This is a genomic window from Mucilaginibacter sp. P2_A5, from assembly GCF_056404995.1.
This window is the reverse complement of sequence record NZ_JBFUCY010000001.1, coordinates 112,932-129,653: the sequence shown is the minus strand read 5'-3', so window position 1 is coordinate 129,653 and position 16,722 is coordinate 112,932. Positions and strand designations below refer to the sequence as shown.

At 44.0% G+C, this 16,722-nt stretch carries 7 protein-coding genes; 2 read left to right on the top strand and 5 right to left on the bottom strand.

Annotated elements, in window-relative coordinates:
• Positions 1–90 precede the first annotated feature (90 nt).
• Together AC1DXF_RS00480 and AC1DXF_RS00475 are read left to right on the top strand one after the other, a co-directional pair.
• Entirely contained in the window at positions 91–6,573 is a 6,483-nt protein-coding gene (locus tag AC1DXF_RS00480) for an alpha-2-macroglobulin family protein (RefSeq protein ID WP_477444997.1), read from the top strand.
• A 45-nt stretch (positions 6,574–6,618) separates the two neighbouring features.
• Positions 6,619–6,780: a hypothetical protein gene (locus AC1DXF_RS00475; RefSeq protein ID WP_477444995.1), complete on the top strand. Its 162-nt coding sequence runs from the start codon at positions 6,619–6,621 to the stop codon at positions 6,778–6,780.
• A gap of 361 nt (positions 6,781–7,141) precedes the next feature.
• Here AC1DXF_RS00475 and AC1DXF_RS00470 read toward each other — a convergent pair whose 3' ends face one another.
• From AC1DXF_RS00470 to AC1DXF_RS00450, 5 genes are all read right to left on the bottom strand, one after another.
• Positions 7,142–8,548: an efflux transporter outer membrane subunit gene (locus tag AC1DXF_RS00470; protein WP_477444993.1), complete on the bottom strand. Its 1,407-nt coding sequence runs from the start codon at positions 8,546–8,548 to the stop codon at positions 7,142–7,144.
• Between the two features lie 18 nt (positions 8,549–8,566).
• Positions 8,567–11,725, bottom strand: a complete 3,159-nt coding sequence (locus tag AC1DXF_RS00465) for an efflux RND transporter permease subunit (protein WP_477444991.1) — start codon at positions 11,723–11,725, stop codon at positions 8,567–8,569.
• Positions 11,726–11,766: 41 nt separating this feature from the next.
• Positions 11,767–12,966, bottom strand: coding sequence for an efflux RND transporter periplasmic adaptor subunit (locus AC1DXF_RS00460; protein ID WP_477444989.1), 1,200 nt, complete (start codon positions 12,964–12,966; stop codon positions 11,767–11,769).
• 172 nt (positions 12,967–13,138) lie between these two features.
• The gene (locus AC1DXF_RS00455) at positions 13,139–14,581 is read right to left on the bottom strand and encodes an MBL fold metallo-hydrolase (RefSeq protein ID WP_477444987.1); all 1,443 of its coding nucleotides are present in this window, start codon (positions 14,579–14,581) and stop codon (positions 13,139–13,141) included.
• A gap of 9 nt (positions 14,582–14,590) precedes the next feature.
• Positions 14,591–16,591, bottom strand: a complete 2,001-nt coding sequence (locus tag AC1DXF_RS00450) for a hypothetical protein (RefSeq protein WP_477444985.1) — start codon at positions 16,589–16,591, stop codon at positions 14,591–14,593.
• Positions 16,592–16,722 lie beyond the last annotated feature (131 nt).

Below are 16,722 nucleotides of genomic sequence, written 5' to 3'. Positions count from 1 at the left end.
ACCTGACAACATCCAATCCCAAACAATTAACAATTTTTAACAATCATATTTTGTTAATATTGCCGTTATCCTATCATATCCTGATTCCTTATGCCATCACATACCTGCAAAACCCTGAAATTCCTTTTTATTGCCTGTTTTTTATTTATAGCCAGGTCATCATCGGCACAAACCAGTTATCACAACATCATATTCACTATTGATTCATTAACCGATGTTGGTTTGCCAAAATCGGCATTGACAGAGGTTGATAAGCTTGATGCCCTGGCACGCAAAGAAAATAACATACCGCAAATGGTGCGCGCGGTTATTTATCATGCCAAATTCCTAACTTATTTAAAGGAAGATGCACTTGTGAGTGTTATTACCGCTTTGAAGGCAGATATCGGCCGGTCATCCTACCCGGTTAAGCCGGTTTTGCAATCGTTTTTGGCCGATATGTATTGGAATTACTACCAGCAAAACCGGTACACATTTGCCGGCCGGAGCAAATTGGAAGTTCCAGACATCGATTTCAGGAAATGGGACCTGGCAACTATTATTGATGAAACCACGAGTCTTTACCAATTATCGTTACACGATGTCGACAGGGAACAAAACACGCCGCTTGATATTTTAGACGGCATTTTGCAAGGCGATAAAAACACCCGCTTCTTAAGGCCCACGCTATACGACCTGCTTTTGCACCGCGCATTTGACTTTTTCCTGGCAGACGAACCAGCGCTCACCAAACCAAAAATGCCGTTTTCTATAAACGATCCACGCTTTTTTGATGATAGTAAAACCTTTGCCGGCGTGGTTATAAAAACTACCGATACTGCATCTACCATCTATCATGGCATCCGCCTGCTACAACAGGGCACAGCTTTCCATCTGCAAAAAAATGACAGGAAGGCCCTGGCCGACCTCGATATGAAAAGGCTTACTTTCTTATACGACAAGGCCACTCTGAGCAATAAAAACAGCTTGTACATTGCCGCGCTTAAAACCGTTGCTGCTGATACATCGGGCGGCGTTATTTGTGCCGACGCGCTGGATGCCATTGGTAACTATTACGCCGATGCAGATAGCTTAACTACCACCCTGGTTTACCTTCAAAAGGCAATGGCCGGTTACCCCAAAAGCCCCGGCGCACAACGCGCAGGCAATAAGATAAATGAAATCACACAAAGAGAACTGCAAGTTAATTTTGAGGATGTGAACTCGCCGGGTATACCTATCCTGGCAGGTTTAAAATACCGCAATATTAACAAGGCGCGCTATCGTATTTATAAGGTGACAGATGCACAGCTAACCTATATCGGAAAACTGGATAACCACTTTGGCTCAATTCAACTAGGCGAAAAAACGCTGGCTTTTATTAAAACGTTAAAGGTATTACAAGATCAGCAGCTAAACCTGCCAGCAACCACCGATTTAAAGGAGCATACTACCGAGTTTAAAATTGATGCCCTGCAACCTGGCAGATATTTAGTAATGGCCGGTTTACAAGGCGTAAAGGATAGCCTGATACAGCTGGGCACATTTAAAGTAAGCGCAATAACTTACCTCATGCGCAGCAGGTCTGACGGAAAGCGCGAAATACGGGTAACAAACCGCGAAACCGGCAATATGCTGGCTGGTGCAACCGTAACGATTACAAACAGTAAGGAAGACGAAAGTAAAGCTAAAAAAAGGCCGGTTATATTTAAAGGGGTAACCGATGCAAACGGCGTGTTTCTTTTTGATTCACAGGGTTCACATTATTATACAGTAAATATAAGCTATAGAGGCGACCGTTTAACTACTGATGATAAATTTGAATCGCATTGGCCACAGCCCATCTTAAATAATGCACCCGTTATCAGAACCGTATTTTTTACCGACAGGCAAATTTATCGCCCCGGCCAAACCATTTACTTTAAAGCCATGGAGCTGCAAAGTGTAAACGGCAAAAGCAGCATTATGCCCAAAGCCGATCTGGACATCAAATTAAGTGACCAGAATAATAAGCAATTGGGCATCGCTCAATTACAAACCAACCAGTTTGGGACCGCAGCTTCCTCTTTTATCATTCCTCAAAATGTGCTGAATGGCTGGCTAACCCTATTCACCGCCAACGGCAGGATGATGGTTAAAGTTGAAGAATATAAACGACCGACGTTTAAAGTGGATTTTGAGCCGTTTACACAGTTTTACAAACTTGGCGACAGCATTACTGTTAAGGGTAAGGTAAATGCATTTTCGGGATACGGACTATCTGGTGCCAGGGTAGCTTATAATGTAACAAGAGAGCCGCAGATGCGGCCATACTTTAACGCCGCCTATGGTAGTAAAAGATCTGACTATAACAATGATAATCAGCAGGCAATAATTGCTGTTGATACTATTAAAACCGACGAACAAGGTAACTTCAAGTTCAGATTTTTGGCCAACGGGCCGGATAACGAAAATAAGGGCCAAACCTGCCGGTTTAGCATACAAGCCAACGTCACCGATGCCAATAGCGAAACGCATTTTGCAACCAGTGAGATCACCATCAGCGATAATCCGATCCGGTTGGAGGCGGATGTACCCGAAAAAGCTATTGACAGCCAACATGCCAACGCCGCTTTAACCATTTTTAACGGCAACGATGAAAAGCAAAATGGCAAGGCCAACATCAAAGTGTATGAATTGAAAGGTCCCGACGCATTCTTTAAAAACAGGCTTTGGGATGTACCCGACCAATGGCTGATGAGCAAAACCGATTACGAAAAATACTTCCCCAACTTTGCCTATAACCACGAAGATGCATATTCAAACTGGCAACGCCAGGAAAAAATAGCCAACCTGGATATCGACATCCAAAAGAGCGGCACCAATATCGACCTAAACAAACTCCTTAAATCAACAGGCGGCGTATATGCATTGGTTATCAGCGCCAAAAATAACAACGGCGACACGGCATCAGTAATTAAGTATATTAATTACATTGCCAATAAAGCCCATATACAAAAACCCGAAGATTGGGTAACAGCCCAGGTTACCTCGGTTGCAGCTAATGAACCGGCTAATTTTTATATAGGAATTGGCAAAGCCTGCAAGGTGCTTTTTGAAACGTATGATGGCCCCAAATTGCTATCATCGCAGTTATTGCAACTACAGGCAGGTGCGCCGCAAAAAATAAACGTACCGGTAGTGCCCACCAGCAAAAATGCGTTTACCGTGCAATTCGAATTGATAAACGGCAACCGGCAATATCATTATTACCAGCGCATTATGGTAAAAGACACGGTTAAGCCATTAAATATCCGCTTTTTAACGATGCGTGACAAGCTGCAACCCGGCGAAAAAGAACAATGGAAACTGCAGATAGACGGAGGCGACAACAAACAAACATCCGAATTACTGGCAGGTTTATATGATGCCTCGCTGGATGATATTACCCGGCCATTAAGCTGGCAAACAGAATTAAGCGAATACCAATATATGGCCCGTTATTTTGAGTGGGAAACCACCCCTCCGTCTGCCAACGATAACACTTCAGGAGACCAGCCATACCAGCCCTATTATGACGAAACTGGCCGAATTTATGAATCCATTGATAATTTAGGTTTTAACTACGATGGCGGCGATAATTATTTTTACAGCGGTAATAACGAAGGTATTGCGCCCAATAAAAAGAATGCGCTCAGCAATAAACAAATAGAAGCCAGGTATATGAGCAATGCCAGGCTTATTAAAGGCGGCTACGATGTAATAGGCAAAGTTAACTGGAGGGGCAGAGTCGCTTCGGGGATAAGAATCGGTATCAATAATTCAACTATAAGCACAACCATCAACTCGTACGGGTATTTCAGGATCAAAGTACCTGCCGGTTCGGTTTTAACATTCAGCGGTAAGGGTTATATCAGCAGGAAAATACGGCCGGTTAAGGGCGTAAAAATGATAGTATTCATGAAAATCCCCATGGATATGCGCAGGGAATTAGCATTGGCCGATCCGGGTGTTAAAAGCCAGGAAGGCGACCCTAACGAGGATGTCAGGATAGATGAGTCGGTTGGAAATGCTGATATAAAACAGGAGGTGGAAGAAGGCACTTCAAATTTCGCTGCGGCGCCTAAATTCAAAACCCAGCGTAGTCATGTTCCTATGATGTATGATGAATTATACGATGATACAGTAGTTTTAAGAGAAATAAAAACCAAGCCCGGCCAAAAATTTGATAAGGACCTTCTTATCCGCACAGCAAGAGAAATTGGGGCAGCACCTATAGTAACCCGCAAAAATTTCAATGAAACTGCCTTCTTTTACCCCCAATTGCATACCGACAATAAAGGACAGGTGCTGATTGATTTTACTGTCCCCGAATCATTAACCCGCTGGAAATTCCGTGGCTTCGCGCATAATAAGGATTTGCAAAGTGGCTACATTGAACAGGAAGTAATCACCCAGAAAAAAATGATGATTAGCGCCAATATGCCGCGCTTTTTGCGGGAGGGCGATACACTGGTGGTTTCGGCAAGGGTTGTGAATTTATCAAACCAACGCCTGAAAGGGCAAGCTAAACTGGAATTTACCAATGCGGTTACCTTGCAGCCTGTCGCGCTTTTTGGCAAATCAAAATATGCAGAACAGCCTTTCGAGCTGGATAGCACATCAACCGGGGCCGTATCTTTTAAGCTCGTTATCCCGGCCGGTTTGGAGGCCCTCACCTATCGGTTAACAGCCTCGGCCGGCAATTATACCGATGGTGAAGAAAACACCTTACCTGTGCTCCCCAACAGCATGCTGGTTACCGAAACCATGCCTATGATGGTTCGGCCCGGTCAAACCAAAAACTTTACGTTTGATAAACTGGTTAATCAAACCAGCAGCACCCTAACCAATAAAACGCTGACACTGGAATATACCCAAAACCCGGCCTGGACGGCAGTGCAGGCACTACCCTACCTGATGGAATTCCCTTACGAATGTTCGGAACAAATTTTTAGCCGGTATTATGCCAATAGCTTCGCGGTGAATATCGTAAACCATTACCCGCTGATAAAAAGGGCATTTGAGCAGTGGAAAACGGCAGATTCAAAAGCCCTGCTATCCAACCTCGAAAAAAACCCGGAACTGAAATCGGTATTGCTGGAAGAAACTCCATGGCTGCAGGATGCCGTTGACGAAACCGAACAGAAAAAACGAATCGCGCTTCTCTTCGACCTCAATAAAATGAGCTATGAGCTTAATGCTAACCTAAACAAACTAAAACAAAAGCAATTGGCAAATGGCGGCTTCCCCTGGTTTGGCGGCGACTTTTCGGACAGGTATATTACCCAGCATATATTGGCAGGCATAGGCCAGCTTATGAAACTGAATATGGTAGATAAAGACAATACCACGCTGCCTCAGATAATCCCCAACACGTTAAATTATGTAGATAATGAACTTAAGGCTGATGAGGCAAACGCCAAAAAGCATATCAAAAACTATATGGCAAGGGATTTGGATAATATAGAAATTCATGCGTGGTACGCGCAAAGCTATTTTAAAAAGCGCGCCCCCGATGCAGCAATGGCTACCATCAGGGCCAATTACCTGGCCCGGGCAGGCAGGCAATGGGTACGACAACCGGAATTTGAAAAGGCCATGATAGCACTTACGCTATATCGTTTTGATAAAAAGGAAACGGCGGCAGAGATCATAAAATCATTACTGGAAACTGCCCAACAATCGGATGACTTGGGCATGTATTGGGCTAATAACAAAGCAGGGTATTATTGGTACCAATCGCCGGTTGAAACGCAATCGCTGATGATCGAGCTGTTTACCGAGGCAGGCAATAATACAAAAGCAGTAGAGGAAATGAAGATTTGGTTGTTGCGCAACAAGCAAACCAACAACTGGCGCACTACCAAAGCTACGGCAGCAGCCTGCTACGCGCTTTTAATAAAGGGTGAAAATATACTTGCTGATACCGCAAACATCAATATCAGCTTAAACAGCAAACCGCTGACCGGGTTAAAACCCGGCATTAAAGCCGAAGCCGGTACCGGCTATATAAAAACCACATGGATTGATGAGCAGGTAAAACCGACACTTGGCCATGTGCAGGTAAGTAACAGCAGTAAAACCATTAACTGGGGGGCTATGTACTGGCAGTATACCGAAAAGCTGGATAAAATTACCCCATCAAACACCAACGTTCAATTGGAGCGCAAGTATTTTATCCAGAAACAAACTGATGCCGGGCCAATACTGATTGCGGTTGATTCCGCTCACCAGCCTAAAACAGGTGATGTACTAAAAGTGGTGGTTTACCTTAAAGCCGACCGTGATTTTGACTATGTGCAACTTAAAGACATGCGCCCTGCAGGTACAGAGCCGATGGAAACCCTATCGGCCTATAAATACCAGGACGGCTTGTACTATTACCAGGTAAGTAAGGATGTGGCCACCAACTTTTTTATCAGTGCACTAAAAAAAGGAAACTATGTATTTGAATATACACTGCGTGTGGTGCAGCCCGGTAATTATGCAACAGGTGTTACCAGCCTGCAAAACATGTATGCACCCGAGTTTAACACGCATACCGAAGGCCGCAGGATAAATTTTAAACCCTAAAGAAAATTATACGGGTTTTGGCACGAAATTAGTATTAACTGAGTCATGCAAATAGTACACATCAATACCGAAAAAACAGTTAAACACATCAAAAATTCAATTGTTGATCTGTTTACCAGGGAAGTAATAACCCTTAAGGCTATTCACAAACAATTGCTGGGCGCTAAACAAGCTAACAACCCGCAATTTACAGGCTTCATTGCCTGATCATCATATATCACCTATCTATGAAAAGGAGCTTCTTTTTTAAGAAGCTTTTTTGTTTTAGGGGGGATATGCAGAATGTATAAAACTATGTCATTACCCATCAGATAAAACCTAAAAAGATGGAGATGACGTGTTGGCTTTAGCTGCTCAAAACTACCATGTCATTGCGAGCGATAGCGTGGCAATCGCGAACTATCCAGGTCCACCATACAAAGTTCGCGATTGCTTCGTTCCTCGCAATGACATAAATCACTGATATATATCGTTGAAAATAAACTATTTGCAAATACTTCATAATAAGACACGAAGCAATCGCTCGTAATGACATAGTTGTTGTGAGGCTCTAAAGTCAACGCTGCTGCTACCGCCAGCCGCCACCCAACGCACGGTATAAATTTACTACCGCCTGCAACTCCTGCAGCCTGTCGTTAACGCCACTTAGTTGTGCCGCCAACAGGTTTTGCTCGGATGTCAATACATCGGTGTAATTGGTAGCCGAGCTGTACCGCAACAGTTCCTGCGTAAACTCAACGGATTTTTGCAAAGCGATGATCTGCTTACCACGGGCATCCTGTTTTTCAAGTGCGGTTTGGTGCGCATATAAAGCGTTAGATACCTCTTGCCCCGCTACCAGCAATGTTTTCTGGAAGCTGTTAAGGGCTTCCTGCTGTTGGGCCTGCGCAGTGCGTAAACGGGCCTTATTCAAACCCTGGTTAAAAATGGGCTGGGTTAGGCCTGCGGCAATATTGTAAAATATGGAATTGACAAAAAAGTCTTTCAGCTGTAATGTAGATAAACCTCCTGAGGCCGTGATGGTAAACGATGGATAAAAGTACGTTTTAGCCACGTTGGTATTCTCAAACGCGGCGCGGAAAGCATACTCGCTTTGCTGTACATCCGGGCGGTTAGTAAGCAATTGTGTAGGGATACCCGCCTGTAATTCGGTGGCCATGTTCTGGGTGACCAAGCTGCCGCGGTTAACCGGGCCCGGCGGCCTTGATAACAGGATATCCAAAGCATTTTCGGTTTCGCGGATACTTCGTTTTAAATCGGGGATGGAAACCTCGGCGGCATAGCGGTTGGCTTCGCTTTGTACCACGGCGGCGCCGGTTACCACTGCACCGGCCTTAAGCTCCTTCATGGTTTCCACATCTTTAATGCGGTTTTTGAGGGTCTCCAGTGTAATTTCCAACTGCCTGTCCAATGCCAGCAGGGTAAAATAGTTGTTGGCTATATCGGCTATCAACTGGGTTTGCACGGCCCGCTTGGCGGCATCGGTTTGCAAAAAACCAGCCAGCGCGGCACGCTTTGTACCGCTTAGCTTACCCCAAACATCGGCCTCCCATGAGGTTGTTAAACCGGCCTGGTAAGTGGTGGTTAAAGTATTAACAATTGTACCGGCGGGATAATTTAAGCCCGCTGATGATTGTTTTGACCGGGTTACACTGGCATTGCCACTTAACGATGGATAAAACGCAGCCTTGCTTTGCTGCAATGTTGCCTGCGCTTCCAATATCCGCTGAACTGCGGTTTTAAGATCGAGATTGTTGTTCAACCCTTCCTGTATCAGCGATGTGAGTATGGCATCGGCAAAAAGCTTTTGCCACGGCAAGGCAGCTATCGTAGTTGAGTCGGCAGTTTGCCCATCGCGGTAAAGCCCGGTCGTGCTTATATCGGGCCGGTTATACGTTTTGGTTACTTTACACGATAGCATTACGCTAAATAGCAGCGTAAAAGGTAATATATATTTAAAACTTTGTCTGTTCATCTTGTATCTCTTACCAAATTAATGGGCGGTTACCACTTCCGCATCGTCGTCTTCGTCCTCAGGCCTGCGTTTACGGCCAACCTTTTCCTGCAGGGCCTGGAAAATGATAAATAGTACCGGGATTACAAACACCCCAAATACCGTCCCCACAAACATCCCCCCTACAGCGCCTGTACCTATGGATTTATTGCCATTTGCACCAGCGCCCGTCGAAAACATCAATGGCATAATACCAAATATGAAGGCAAAAGATGTCATCAGGATGGGGCGCAAACGGGCTTCGGCGCCTGCTATGGCAGCGGGTATTAAATCCATACCCGCCCGGCGGCGCTCCAAGGCAAACTCTACAATCAGGATAGCATTCTTCGCCAGCAAACCGATGAGCATGATCAGCGAAATTTGCAGGTAAATGTTACTGCCGATATCAAAAATCCAGGCAAACAGGTACGTACCCGCTAAACCAACCGGGAGTGATAGTAATACCGCGAACGGCAGGATATAGCTTTCATACTGCGCGCTCAATAAAAAATACACAAACACCAGGCAAAGCATAAATATATAGGCCGATTGTGTGCCGGTGCTCAATTCCTCGCGGGTAAGGCCCGAAAACTCAAAATCGTAACCGGCAGGCAGGGTTTGTTTGGCAACTTCTTTAATAGCCTGTATGGCGTTACCAGTGCTATACCCCGGATTTGGAGAACCGGAAACGGATATCGCCGTGAAAAGATTGAACCTCGAAATAGATTCGGGGCCAAACACCCTTTTCAAGGTAATAAATGATGTAATCGGTGCCATAGCCCCGGCGCTGTTACGTACAAATATTTTACTCAGGCCTATTTCATTGGCGCGGTAATCATAATCGGCCTGTACCATAACACGGTATTGCTTACCAAACTGGTTAAAGTTTGAGGCGTATAAACCACCGTAATAACCTTGTAAAGTATTTAAAACCGAGTTGACCGTTACACCTGCCTCTTTGCATTTAGCCACATTTACATCAACCTGGAATTGCGGAAAATTGGGGTTAAACGACGAGTTAAGACTTTGAATCTCCTTGCGTTTTTTAAGCGCCGCCTGGAAATTGTTGCTCACCTTAAACAACTCATCAACTGTATGGCCGCCTTTATCCTGCAGCTCAAATTCAAAGCCATCACTATTACCAAAACCCTGCAATGTTGGCGGCGAAAAGTAAAATACGCTGGCTTCACGCAGCCCGGCTGTTTTAACGGTAAGCCTGGATATGATACTTTGCAGGCTCTGGCTTTTATCTTTACGCTCATCCCAGTTTTTCAGCTTCATGATTACCATGGCGTAAGCGCTGCCCGATCCGGCGATAAAGTTAAAACCAACCAGTTTAAGGCTATTTACAACCTCGGGGAACGTACGGCCTATACTATCTATTTTGCTTGCAACAGCCTCGGTACGCTCCATTGACGATGCTGGCGGCAGGCTAATGGCCGCAAACACCGTACCCTGGTCTTCATTGGGCACAAAGCTGGATGGTGTTGTTTTTACCAGGTAAATCAATATGGTAGCAAATACCGCTACGGCTGCAAGGGCAATCCATTTTTTATGCGCCAAAAAGTTAACCGATTTTTTATACTTACCGGTTACGGCATCAAAGGCCGTATTAAAAACCACATAAAAGTGATTGATGAAACCGTGCTTTTTTGTGCCTTTTTCATGCGGCTTTAAAAACAACGCGCATAGCGCAGGGCTTAGCGTTAAAGCGTTAACGGCCGAAAGCAAAATGGCTACGGCCAGCGTAATACCAAACTGTTTGTAAAATACCCCGGTTGAGCCCGAAATAAATGTTACGGGTAAAAACACTGCCGACATGACCAGCGTAATAGACACAATAGCACCCGAAATTTCGTTCATCGCATCAATAGAAGCTTTCCTGGCCGATTTGTATCCCTGGTCGAGCTTGGCGTGTACGGCTTCTACCACCACAATGGCGTCATCCACCACAATACCGATAGCCAGTACCAATGCGAAAAGTGTAAGCAGGTTTATAGTGAAACCAAACAGGTTAAGGAAAAAGAAGGTGCCCAGGATAGCAACCGGTACCGCTATGGCGGGGATTAATGTGGACCTGAAATCCTGTAAAAAAACGAATACGACTATAAACACCAGGATAAAGGCTTCTATCAACGTACTGATCACCTTTTCGATAGAGGCATCAAGAAAGTTATTGGCATCAACCAGGTAAGCTATCTTCATCCCTTTGGGGAATTTTTCAGCAGCGGCATCCAGTATTTTTTTCGATTCGTTGATTACATCCCTTGCATTGGAACCAGCCGTCTGGCTGATAGCCACACCTACAGATGGCAATCCGTTGGTTTGGATATCAAAGGAGTAATCCAATGATCCCAATTCAACCCGCGCCACATCATTCAGCCGGAGCAATTGGCCCTGCCCTACTGATTTGATGATAATATCGCCAAATTCGGCAGCTGTTTTAAGCCTGCCTTTATACCGGATAACGTATTGGAACGATTGATTGCTGTTTTCGCCAAACTTACCGGGCGCGGCTTCTATATTTTGCTCGTTAAGTGCTTCGGTAATATCATCGGGTATCAGGTTATAACGCGACATCACATCGGGTTTTAACCAGATACGCATCGAGTAATCCCTTGAGCCAAATACTTCGGCATTGCCAACACCTGTAACGCGCTGAATTTGCGGCACCAGGTTTATTTTGGCGTAATTTTGCAAAAAAGTTTCGTCGTAAGTTTGATTCTCGCTGTATAACGAGAAGATAATGAGGTTACTGCTTTGGCTTTTGGCTACCGTAACACCCGATTGCGTAACCACCAATGGCAGCAAACTTGTGGCCCTTGATACCCTGTTCTGCACGTTTACCGCCGCCAGATCGGGATTGGTTCCTACTTTGAAATATACGGTGATAGATGCCGAACCATCGTTACTGGCAGATGAGGTCATGTAGGTCATGTTCTCTACACCGTTAATCTGCTCCTCCATGGGGATGATCACACTTTTGAGCACTACATCGGCATTGGCCCCGCTGTAATAGGCCTGCACCTGAACGGTAGGCGGCGCAATATCCGGGTATTGCGAAATAGGTAAGTTTATTAAACCCAAAATACCCAGTATGACCAGCAAAACTGAAATAACGGTAGACAGTACCGGGCGTTCTATAAATTTTTTAAGCATAGTATCGCTTTTGTAAATGACGGTAAGGAATAGAAACGATATTATTTAACGTTGCCGTAAACCGAACCGGCGCTAACCTCGTTTGGTTTAATTTCGGTGCCATCCGGCAAGTTACCTGAGCTTTCCAGCACAATTTTATCGCCGGCCTTTAAGCCATCGGTAACTACGTAAAACTGGCCGGCCGTATTATCCATCACTTTAATGGCCACATTTTTTATTTTGTGCTGACCATCAACCACGTAAACAAAACGTTTGTCCTGCAATTCATAAGTGGCGCTTTCGGGCACCAATAACGCCGATTTTACAACATTAGGGATGCGTACTACCGCGCTGCTGCCGCTGCGGATAAGCCCGCGCGGGTTTGCAAAATCGGCCCGTACGTTGGCCGCGCCGGTTGCGGTGTTAATTAAACCGTTCACGGTTTCAACCTTACCGGCATGCTCGTAAGTACTGCCATCGGGCAATATGAGCGAAACCGGCGGCAACTGGCTCAATTTAGTTTTAAAAGATGTTTTATTTGTGCTATCGCGACTAAACCCAAGCAATTGCTTTTCGTTCAGGGCAAAATATACGTAAACATTTGAGGTGTTGTAAACCGTAGTAAGCGGGTCTGTTGTGCTGCTGGTTACCAGGCTGCCCAATTTGTAGGGTAAAGCGCCTATAACACCATTCACGGGGCTGGTGATGGTAGTGTAACCTAAATTCACTTTTGCATTTACCAATGCGGCTTTAGCCTGGGCCAGCGCTGCTGCTTTTGACTGCTGCGTATACTCGGCCGATTCCAGCTCGTAATGGCTGATAATATCTTTCTCGACCAGTGGTTTTACCTTATTCAATTGCATTTTAGCCAGCGCCAGATCGGCTTCGGCGGTTTTAATACCGGCCTCGGCGGTACGTACCTCCTGCTCATATTGCGGAGCATTAATTTTAAAAAGCAATTGCCCTTTGGTTACAACGGAGCCTTCGTCAACATAGATCCTTTCAACATAACCATCAACCTTTGGTCTTATTTCGATATTTTGCTGCCCCTGTATACTTGCGGGATAATCAACATTCAACGTGGCCTGCCGCGGTTGTACCTGCACTACTTTGTAATCCAATACTTGCTGTTCCTGGCTGGCGGCCTGCTTATTTTTATTACCACAGGATGCAGTTACTAAAACAATGGCCGGCAATAAAGCCAGGGCATTAAAAAAACGTTTTGTTTGGATTTTTTTGGAAGACAGGATAAGCAACATCATTATTAATTAAAATCATCAACACTACCGCGCACGGCAAAGCAGCCGCTAAATTCGGATATAGTTTCAATATAGATGCCTAAGGAGGCTATATTGTTACAGTAGCAATGAAAGATTGTTTGGTTAAACGATTTAAAATCGTTTAACCAATGTATAAGGTAACTTTGTCAAATGATCAATTGAGATCGCCATGAACCTCATATTCGATGTAAAATTTTTGTTTATTGTACACGGGCTTAAAAGGTACTTTAGCCCATGATTCTTTGGCTTCGCCGTCGGGGTCGCAATCAGGATCATAGCCTATATCCATCATCAAAACCCTGTTTTGTGTTTTTTCCTTTAATTTTTTAAAAAGATTTACCGCCGGCATTTTCCAACCATTCTTCTTAGTGATATTGGGGTCGGCCCTGTCAACCGGGATCATGGCAACAAGATCCTTGTGTATGATCTTATCGTCAAGATATTCTTTTAAGGTGGCATTGTGACTGCAATGGTGGCCCACCTTATATAACACCGTGTTATTGAGTAAATAATCTAAAGAAAATCCTGTTTTTACTTTAGTTTTATCCCAGGCAATATCTTTCCATGAAAGCCAGTTACCGGTTTGGGCATCGCCCACAAACAATAAAACCTTACCAGATTCTACCAACTCAAATGCTAATACCAGGCTGCTGTTATTGGTGTAGGTATCCAGGTACAAAGACAATTGCTCGGCCTGGTCAAGCCATTCATCATCTATTGTTCTCCAGGCATTTGCTTCCGATTTATACTCACTGTTTATAAACCAATCTGTACTTAGTAATTTTTCGTGCTTTTTATCAAACGGAAAATTCTTTTCTTCGGGGTCAACCTCACCTTTAAAATTTGTCATCGCCAGCAGGTAGCCATCGGCAAGGTTACTTATTGCGGCCAGTTTGGTATCGTAAGTTTCATCTTTATTGGGGTTGATATCAAACAACAAATTGGTATCCCTTGGCGGCCCAAGCACGTACACCTTTACCGAGCCCGGAGGTAATTTAGGTAAATCCAAAACACTTCCCGGAGATAAATAAGCGACGTTTTTTCCTATCTTCCGTAAATTGTTAATTCCCATTAGCGGTACAGCCGGAATTTTAGACTTCTTTTCGGTATTTGTATCATTGGCATCCTTTATACCATAAAAACCCAGTATATCATTTATCCGTTCGGCCGCAAGCGAATGATTACTGCTATTTTTCTTATCAGCTATCTTTTCACTTATTTGCTCCAATTTTTCGGTTACCTTTCGCTGCCCGGCAGCTATTTTACCCGCCTGTCCGTCTTTGGGGTCATCAAGCCATGAAAGCCAAACATTATCAATCCCCACTTCGGTAAAAACATCTCCCGCATGTACATAGCCCGATAAGTGATCATTATGCTGATGGGTCCCTACAACCACATCAAGCGGTTTGTTATTCAAATCATCTTTTATAAATCCGGCGATATCCATTAACCGGCTCTCAGATTTTTCGGAATTACGAAAAGATCCGCAGTCAATCAGCACCGAGCATTCGTCGTCGTCGGCTTTAAACTTCAAAAGAAAACAATCTCCAAGTTCTCCTACCTGGAACATTTTAATATTTACATTAACTGTGCTCATGATTTAGGTTTAATGAAAGTGTAAGTTTGCAAAATTGATAGAACTGAACCCGTTGTCATCATCGTACATTGATGATGAAAAAGATAATGCTGCATCATCTTTTCCCTGCTGGTAAGCTAATTGTTTGCTAAATCTATCCAGGCTGGCTATATTTTTTGTGACCAAATACCTAACATTAAATTCGTTTGCAAGGTCAAAAACTATTGTACAGCCTCCTCTAAACTTCATTTCATCAATAACCGGTTGATTTTCAATATCAAGCTTACAGGTATCAATTAATATTGTTGTTGATTGTGTAATCGTTACAATAACCTGTTCCAATATCATCCCCTCGCTGCCTGACCGGTAAGCCGGCCTTATTTTATGGATTTCTATAGGTAACATCCCATCGGTTTGTTTTTGTTTTACCTGTCCGCTCTTTACCTCATTGTATTCAATTACCGAAATGCTTAGCCCAAGTTTTGGGAGCAGACTTTTCAATTCGTCATAACTTAATAAAGGGTCGTTATTTTGACAATCATGTTCGTTGCTCTTTGGTTTTCCAACTAAAAAATCGTGAAAATCGGCTTGTATCCGTTTCGATTCATTATAAATCTTTTCCCGGTCGCTGATGGCAGATAAAGACCTCACTCTACCTCTCAAAAACTCACCCATTTTTTTTAAACTTGTTTTGTCGTGGTCGGCAAAATTATCAGGTGTGCACCACTGCAAACTTTCTTCTGAAAAGGTATTTACATGATCCGGGAATATCCCCCAGCTCCTGAATGCGTCAATTAATGCTATGCGGTAATTGTTCTCATTGCCAGGTGCAAAATCAATATCGGCAGTAACTAAGGCGCGCAGGTATTCGCCAAATGTAATATCAACAGGCGGACAATAGTCCAGGGCACGAATTGCTATCCTCATTAAATGCAGGGCTATTTCGCATACCTCCCGGGCAAGTCTTGCGGCCAGATCGAGCTGTAATACTCCCTGTGGCAACATACCGGAGCCGTGGGTAGCTATCCTGATCAAATCCTGGGTTTTATAATTATAAACTTTGATAAGCGCATCAAAAAAGGTAGAAACCAGTACCGAGCCCAGATCATGAGCCTCTGTTTTGGTTTGATAAAGTGTAGGATCGGGGTTACTTCGTTTCCAATTGCCATCTTTATCTCTTCCGCCAATGGCGCTGCGAAGCGCTCCCCTGCCATGTGTCATGGCATTACCCAATTGCGTTGCTAATTCGCCCAGGAAGGTGAATTTATCCAGGCTACCGTCGGATTTTGAAAACTGATTAATTACCAGTTCGTTGATTGTAAAACGCTGCAATAAAGCAATAATATCTGCAAACGCCTCGTGGAATGCCGGAACATCCGGATTGGTGTTTTCAATAAACCGAGGGTGAATGCTATCTAAAAGTGCATGGGTAACTTCGTGCGAAATAATATCAGGCGATAAGCATGCAAATACAGCTCCATTCGGAAAATTTGTTCCTTGTATCTGTTGAGCCGCCTGGAAATATCCAAACAGTATCGCTTTTTTTTCGGCAGTGTAATAAGCATTTGCCGCCCTGAATGCATGGGGATATAAGCGTATCCGCTGAACATATTTTTCCTGTAGCTTTCCATGCTCGTCTTTTACAGGATTGCCCTGGGCATCTTTTAAGATTCGCGAGTTCCAGATTAATTTTCGTCCTAATGATTGTTCAAAATACTCAAGGGTTTTCATGGCAATTGTATACACAAACTGCTGATGAAATTGCGGGTTACCTTCGCTTGGCGTTAAGCCATTTTGCGATAAAACTTCTACCGAGTCGAGATTTACCGGCTCATAGTAACAATTACTTGGCGGGTCGATATCTATCACTTCAAAGTATTCGCCCGTCGGCCCTACGTTTTCGGGCTTGCTTAAATTTTCCCATAGTACCCGGTAGGTAGTCTGGTTAAATTTCATGGTATCCAGCTGAGTTGAAAAGCCCGGGTCAAGGGTGTATCCCCTTAAGTACCGGTAAACCAATTTGACCGCCATATTATTATGTTTAGTGTTTAGGAGTTACTATTTACGATAGTAAAGTTCTGATAATGATTGATATATACAATACGTATTTTTACGGTATTTTTATTTATTTCTGCATCATAACTGGTCTGAATTAACATCCA